Below are 6497 nucleotides of genomic sequence, written 5' to 3'. Positions count from 1 at the left end.
CGGCGCCGCAGCGCCGACGCCCGCCGCGACGAATTCCCGACGCGGCCCGCCCGGCATGGGCGGGCCGCAGCCGCTTGACCCTCCGAGGGCGCGCCACGTGACAACCCAGCCCAAGGCCACCCAGCTCGACCTCGAAGCCGCGGCCAGGCTCGAGCAGGAAGCGGATACCGAGCTCCGCTTCCGCACGCTCACCGGCTTCGCCGCGCCGCTCGCCTCGGTGCTGCTCGTCGCGCTCTCCGTGTTCCACTACTACACGGCCGGCTTCGGCATCCTGACCGAGCACTGGCACAAATCCATCCACCTGGCCGCCGTGCTGGCGCTGATCTTCATGCTGTTCCCGGGCGGCTGGCTTTCCCTCGGGCCGAGGATCGGCAACGTGCCGGCGCTGGACTGGGTGATGGCCGCCGCCGTGGTGGCCGCCACCATCTACCTGCCGCTGATCTTCGACGAACTCACCTTCCGCATCGGCATGCCGAACGACACCGACGTGCTGATGGGCACGATCATGGTCGTGCTGGTGCTGGAAGCGACGCGGCGCGCCATGGGCTGGGTGCTGCCGGTGATCGTGATCGTGTTCATCCTCTACGCGCTCTACGGCAACCTGCTCTCCGGCGTGCTGTCGCATCCGGGCGCGGATTGGGCGGGCTTCGTCAACCATGTGTACCTGACGCAGGAAGGCATCTTCGGCATCCCGGCCAAGGTGGTCGCCACCTTCGTCTTCCACTTCGTGCTGTTCGGCGTGATCGCCACCCGCATGGGCCTCGGCCAGTTCTTCATCGACCTCGCCAGCGTGATCGCCGGGCGCTACCCCGGCGGGCCGGCGAAGGTGGCGGTGCTGTCCTCGGCGATGTTCGGCTCGATCAGCGGCAGCTCGATCGCCAACACCGTCACCACCGGCTCCCTCACCATCCCGGCAATGAAGAAGATCGGCTACAAGCCGCACTTCGCCGGCGCGGTGGAGGCGGCGGCGAGCGCGGGCGGGCAGATCACGCCGCCGATCATGGGCGCGGCCGCCTTCGTGATGATCGAGTTCCTGGAGATCCCGCTCACCACGCTGCTGCTGGCCGCCTCGGTGCCCGCGATCATGCATTTCTGGGGCGTCTTCGTGCAGGTGCATTTCGAGGCGAAGCGTCTCGGCCTGCGCGGCATGACGGAGGAGGAACTGCCGAAGCTGTGGCCGACCGTGCGCGACGGCTGGCCGACGGTGATCCCGCTGGTTCTCCTCGTCTGGACCATCGTGGAGGGCTACACGCCCTATCTCGCCGCCTTCTACGGCATCACCGCCTGCATCGTGGTCGGCTTCATCAACCCGCGGAACCGGCTGACGCTGAAGGATCTCTATTACGCCTTCGAGGTCGGCGCGCGCTACGCGCTGGCGGTGGGCGCGGCGGCGGCGGCGGTCGGCATGGTGGTGGGCGTGGTCACGCTGACCGGCGCCGGCTTCCGCGTCGGCTTCATCGTCACCCAGGCGGCGGCGCAGACGGCGGCGATGTTCCAGCCGATCATCGACATCCTGCCGACCGGCTGGGCCAGCCTGCAGGGGCTGACGCTCTTCCTCACGCTGGTCTTCGTCGCGCTGATCTGCATCGCCATGGGCGCGGGCATCCCGACCACCGCGCTCTACATCGTGCTGGCGGCGATCGCCGCACCTTCGGTGGTGCAGCTCGGCGTGCCGCCGATCGCGGCGCACCTGTTCATCCTGTATTACGGCATCCTGGCGGACCTGACGCCACCGGTCTGCGTCGCGGCCTATGCGGCGGCCGGCATCGCCGGCTCCAACCCCTTCCGCACCGGGCTGACCGCCTTCCGGCTGGGCGCGGCCAAGGCCACGGTGCCCTTCGTCTTCGCCTATGCGCCGACCATGCTGATCGTCGTGGACGACTTCACCTGGGCGAGCTTCGCCTTCGTCACGGCGACCTGTGCGCTGGGCGTGCTGGTGCTGGGCCTCGGGCTGACCGGCTACGCCTTCACCCATATGGGCATCTTCTCGCAGGTCGGGCTGGTGCTGTCGGCGCTGCTGATGATCGCGCCGAACGGGCCGCTCACCGCGGTGGGCGTCGGCATTGCGGCGCCGATCCTGGCCTTCAACTGGCTGCGGTCACGCCGCGCGCGCCGATCAGGCTGAGGCTGCGCCCGGCGCGTGCCCGGCATCACTCGCCGCCGAATTGCCACTGCACCGCCAGCGCGAGCACGAGCGCCGGTGAGTCCCGCCCGATGCCGGCCGCGGCGGTGACGCCGAGGATGGGGCCGCCCTCGCGCAGCCGGTGGCGCAGCCCGGCGCCGAGCAGGTTGGAATCGCGATCGCCGCGTTCCTGCTGCTCGCGCGCGTAGAAGCCGACGACCGCCGTCTCCGCCGTCACCGCCCGCCCGATCGCCGCGGCCAGCGCAAAGCGCCCCGGCCGTTCCCCGGAGATCGGGTCGAGCCGCACCGTCCAGCCGAGGTTGAGCGTGGCCGAGAGCGGCCGCTCCCCCTCGCCGAAGGTCCGGCCGAGCAGCAGCGCGGCTTCCACCTCCTCCGCCGTCGCGCCGGGCCCGTAGCCCGCCCGCACCGCGCCGAGCAGCCCGAGCGCCGGCCGCGCGCCGTCCTCCTCGACCAGCTGGTACCGCAGGCCCAGCGACGTCGTGCCGCCCCACTCGGCGTCCTCGCCCTCCGCCCGCGGGATCGAGCCATGGGCGGCGGACTGCCTGAGGCGCAGTTCCAGCGCCGGCGCCAGGCCGATGTCGAGGCCGAACTCGACCGAGCCGGTGCGGCGCGGCCGGCCGCTGCGGGCGCGCTCGAACACGGTGGTGAGGGAGACATCCACCTCGCCCGGCGCGTTCGGGCTGGGGCCGGTGACCGGCACCGGATCGCCGGCCACGGAAACCGCCTCCTGCGCCGCGGCGGGCATGGTGAGCATCAGCGCCGCGAACAGCGCCGAAGGCAGGAGGCGGCGGGCCATGGCCTTGTCTTTCCCGGGTTCGCACCCGGCAACCGCAGCGCCCGCCGCGGGTTCCGCTACACCGGCGCGAGGCCCACCGTCAGCCCGCCGCAGACATAGACCGTCTGCCCCGTGACGAAGCCGGCGCGCTCGTCGAGGAGGAAGGCGCAGGCATGCGCGATGTCCTCCGGCGTGCCGAGCCGCTTCACCGGCACGCCCTCGATGATCGCCCGCGTCTTCGGGCTGTTGTCCGGGTTGGCGCGGCGGAACAGCTCGGTGGCGATCGGGCCGGGGCCGATGGCGTTCACCGTGATGCCCTGGCCGGCGAGCTCCAGCGCCCAGGTGCGCGTCAGCCCGATCAGCCCGGCCTTGCTCGCCGCATAGGCGGTGCGCAGCTCCTTCCCCAGCGCGGCGCGGGAGGCGATGTTGACGATGCGCCCGAAGCCGGCCTCGCGCATCGCCGGCAGCAGCGCCTGCGCGGCGAGCACCGCGCTGCGCAGGTTGACGTCCAGCACCGCGGCCAGGTCGTCGATATCGGTCTCCTCCAGCGGCGCGGGGCGGACGATGCCGACATTGTTGACCAGCCGCGTCGGCGCATGCAGCGCCACCGCCTCGGCCAGCGCCGCGCGCGCCGCGGCGGCATCGGCGAAGTCGCAATGGATGTAGGCCTCGTTCGGCAGCGGATCGGAGGGCGCGCGCAGGTCGAGCGTGACGGGCCGCCAGCCCGCCTCGGCCGCGCGATGCGCGATGGCGCGGCCGATGCCGCCCGCGCCGCCGGTGATCAGGATCGAATCATGAGCCATGCGCTTCCCGCCTCCGCTGCCCGCTTCGCGGCGCCCTGCGGCGACCGCGGGGGCGTCACCTGAACGTATCCTCGAGCCAGCCGAGCAGGCGGTCGGCCAGCGCCGCGCGCCCGGCATCGAGCATCATGAGGTGCGATACCTCGTCCAGCAGCGCGAAGGGGCAGGCGTGCCAGGCAGCGGTGCGCACCACGGCATCGGCCGGGATCAGCCGGTCGCGCCGCGCGCCGTAGACCACGCAGGGCCGGCCCAGTCCCCAGGCCGGCGGGGTGGGCTGCGGCGCCTGCGCCTCGAGCAGCGCGGCCCGGCTCTCGCCACCCATCCGCCGCAGATGCCGCAACGCCACGGCCTCGGGAAGTTCCGGCGAGAACAGCGCCTGGCGCAGCAGCGCGGCCTCGGCGCCCGGGCCGCCCGGCTCGGTCATCCGCGAGACGGCACGCCACAGCGGCGGGTCGGCCATGGCCAGGCGCCAATTGGCCCAGGCCAGCCCCTCCGGCGGCACCGGGGCGAGCAGCGCCGCGCCCAGCACCGGCGGCTCGGCCAGCATGCGCTGCGCCACCAGCCCGCCGAGGGAATGGCCCACCAGCACCGCCGGCCGGCGGATCGCCACCAGCGCCGCGCGCGCGTCCTCCATGAAGTCGCCGAGGCCGGCGGGTGCGGCGGCGCCTCCGCGGCCGAAGCTGACGGCGAAGACGGCGTGCCCCGCTGCGGCCAGCTGCGCCGCGAACCCTTCCTCCCAGACCCAGGCGCCGCAGGCTGCGCCGTGCAGCAGCAGCAGCGCCGGCGCACCGGGGCGTGGCGCCGGCGGATCCCAGGCGAGCAGGTTGCCGCGCGCGAAGCGCAGCGTGACGGGGTCCGGCGGACGCATCGGCCGATGGTGGATCGGCGCGGCGCGTCCCGCAACCGGCCTGGCGCGCAGCCGCGGAACCTCCGTGGTGCGCTTGGGCGGACCCTCCGTGGCGCGCTTGCGCGGACCCTCCGTGGCGCGCTTGCGCGCGACGTGCCAAGTCTCACCCATGCACCACGGACCGGACGTGATGCTGGCGACGGTGGTTGCCTGCATCCTGCTCGCTTTCCTATTCGGCGCCGGAGCGCGCGCGCTCCGGCTGCCGGCGCTGATCGGCTACATCGCCGCCGGCATCGTGCTCGGCCCCTACACCCCGGGCTTCGTGGCCGACCGCGGCCTGGTCGCCGCCATGGCGGAGGTGGGCGTCGCGCTGCTGCTCTTCTCGGTCGGGCTGCATTTCCGCCCCGCCGACCTGCTCGCGGTATGGCGCGTGGCGGTGCCCGGCGCGGTGATGCAGATCGCGCTGGCCACCACGCTCGGCGCGGCGGTGGGCGGCTCGCTGCTCGGGCTGACCTTCGGCGCCTCGCTCGCCTTCGGCCTGGCGCTGGCGATCTCCTCCACCGTGGTCGCGACCAAGGTGCTGGAGGAACGCGGCCGGCTGGGCAGCGAGGCGGGGCGCATCGCGCTCGGCTGGCTGGTGATGCAGGATCTGGTGGTGGTCTTCGCGCTGGTGCTGCTGCCGGCGATCGCCGGCGCCGGGCCGGAGGCGGGGCAGGGCGAGGGCGCGCTGCGCTGGCAACTGGCGAAGGCCGGCCTCGCCCTCGCGGCCTTCGTGGTGGTGATGGCGCTGTTCGGCCGCCGTGCGCTGCCCTGGATGCTGGTGCGCGTGGCGCGCGGCGGCTCGCGCGAGCTGTTCACCCTGGCGGTGCTGGCGGTGGCGCTCGGCGTCGCCTTCGTCGCCTCGGCGCTGTTCGGCGTCTCCTTCGCGCTCGGCGCCTTCTTCGCCGGCGTAGTGCTGGGCGAATCCGATGTCGGCCACCAGGCGGCGGCGGAGGCGACGCCGCTGCAGCGCATCTTCGCCGCGATCTTCTTCGTCTCTGTCGGCATGCTGCTCGACCCGATGGCGGTGGTGCAGCAGCCGCTGGCCTCCGTCGCCGCGGTGCTGGCGGTGCTGCTGGCGATCGCCGGCGGCACGCTCGGCCTGCTGCTGCTGCTGCGCGTGCATCCGCGCGTCGCCGTCACGGTGGCCGGCGCGCTCGGGCAGATCGGCGAGTTCTCCTTCCTGCTGGTGGAAGTGTCGGTGCAGCAGGGCGTGCTGCCCGACACCGTGCGCGGCCCGGTGCTGGTCGCCGCGGTCGCCACCATCCTGCTGACGCCGCTGCTGCTGCGCGGGATGGAGGCGCTGGCGCCGCGGCTGGCGCGCTCGCCGCGGCTGGCGCTGTGGTGCGGCGAGCAACGGCCGCGCATCGCGCTCTCGCCGCAGGCGGCGTCGCTCGATGGTCATGCGGTGGTGGTCGGCACCGGCCGCGTCGGTTCCGTGGTGCTGCACGCGCTGCGCCGCCATGGCCTGCCCGTGCTGGCGGTGGACGAGGACCGCGCCGCCGCCGAGCGCCTGTCCGCCGCCGGCCTGCCCGTGGTCTGGGGCGACGCGACGCGCCCGGAGGTGCTGCACGCGGCGGCGCTGGAGCGCGCGCGGCTGCTGGTGGTGGCGCTGCCCGGCGCGGTGGAGGCGCGTGCCGTGCTGGCGCTCGCCCGCGCGGCGAACCCCGCCATCCACGTCGTCGTCCGCACCCATTCCGACGAGGAGGCGGTGATCCTGGAAGCCGAGGAGGGCGTCGGCCTGGTGATGATGGGCGAGCGGGAGGTGGCGCTCGGCATGGCCGAATACGCGATGCGCCGGCTCGGCGTGCCGCCCGGTGCGGCGCAGCGCACCGCGCAGGCGCTGCGCGCCCGGCGCGCGGAGGAACCGGGCGAAGGCTAGCGGGCGGTGCC

The 6497-nt window shown here is 73.9% G+C and carries 5 protein-coding genes; 2 read left to right on the top strand and 3 right to left on the bottom strand.

What is annotated here, in order from left to right:
- The first annotated feature begins 97 nt into the window (after positions 1–97).
- Positions 98–2125 (top strand): TRAP transporter permease, encoded by a 2028-nt coding sequence (locus ACESM1_RS12840; RefSeq protein ID WP_372620624.1) that lies wholly within the window; start codon positions 98–100, stop codon positions 2123–2125.
- Between the two features lie 25 nt (positions 2126–2150).
- Here the strand turns inward: ACESM1_RS12840 and ACESM1_RS12835 are convergent, their stop codons facing one another.
- Genes ACESM1_RS12835 through ACESM1_RS12825 form a run of 3 tightly spaced genes read right to left on the bottom strand, consistent with a single transcriptional unit; the run spans position 2151 to position 4781 of the window.
- Entirely contained in the window at positions 2151–2939 is a 789-nt protein-coding gene (locus ACESM1_RS12835) for a hypothetical protein (RefSeq protein ID WP_372620622.1), read from the bottom strand.
- A gap of 56 nt (positions 2940–2995) precedes the next feature.
- On the bottom strand, positions 2996–3721 hold the full coding sequence (locus ACESM1_RS12830) for an SDR family oxidoreductase (RefSeq protein WP_372620620.1): 726 nt from the start codon (positions 3719–3721) through the stop codon (positions 2996–2998).
- 55 nt (positions 3722–3776) lie between these two features.
- Positions 3777–4781 carry an alpha/beta fold hydrolase gene (locus ACESM1_RS12825; RefSeq protein WP_372620618.1) on the bottom strand — a complete coding sequence of 335 codons (1005 nt, stop codon included), beginning with the start codon at positions 4779–4781 and terminating at the stop codon, positions 3777–3779.
- Here ACESM1_RS12825 and ACESM1_RS12820 point away from each other — a divergent pair.
- Positions 4756–6486: a cation:proton antiporter gene (locus tag ACESM1_RS12820; RefSeq protein ID WP_372620616.1), complete on the top strand. Its 1731-nt coding sequence runs from the start codon at positions 4756–4758 to the stop codon at positions 6484–6486. The two genes, ACESM1_RS12825 and ACESM1_RS12820, sit on opposite strands and share 26 nt — an antisense overlap.
- Positions 6487–6497 lie beyond the last annotated feature (11 nt).

This window comes from Falsiroseomonas sp., assembly GCF_041690465.1.
GTDB lineage: Bacteria > Pseudomonadota > Alphaproteobacteria > Acetobacterales > Acetobacteraceae > Falsiroseomonas.
The sequence above is the reverse complement of the archived record's forward strand: the minus strand, read 5'-3'. Positions and strand labels throughout refer to the sequence as shown.

What these genes read in the sequence shown, in the direction of transcription:
- ACESM1_RS12830 (WP_372620620.1), bottom strand. Translation starts at nt 3,721, where the DNA reads ATGGCTCATGATTCGATCCTGATCACCGGCGGCGCGGGCGGCATCGGC.
- ACESM1_RS12820 (WP_372620616.1), top strand. Translation starts at nt 4,756, where the DNA reads ATGCTGGCGACGGTGGTTGCCTGCATCCTGCTCGCTTTCCTATTCGGC.
- ACESM1_RS12825 (WP_372620618.1), bottom strand. Translation starts at nt 4,781, where the DNA reads ATGCAGGCAACCACCGTCGCCAGCATCACGTCCGGTCCGTGGTGCATG.
- ACESM1_RS12835 (WP_372620622.1), bottom strand. Translation starts at nt 2,939, where the DNA reads ATGGCCCGCCGCCTCCTGCCTTCGGCGCTGTTCGCGGCGCTGATGCTC.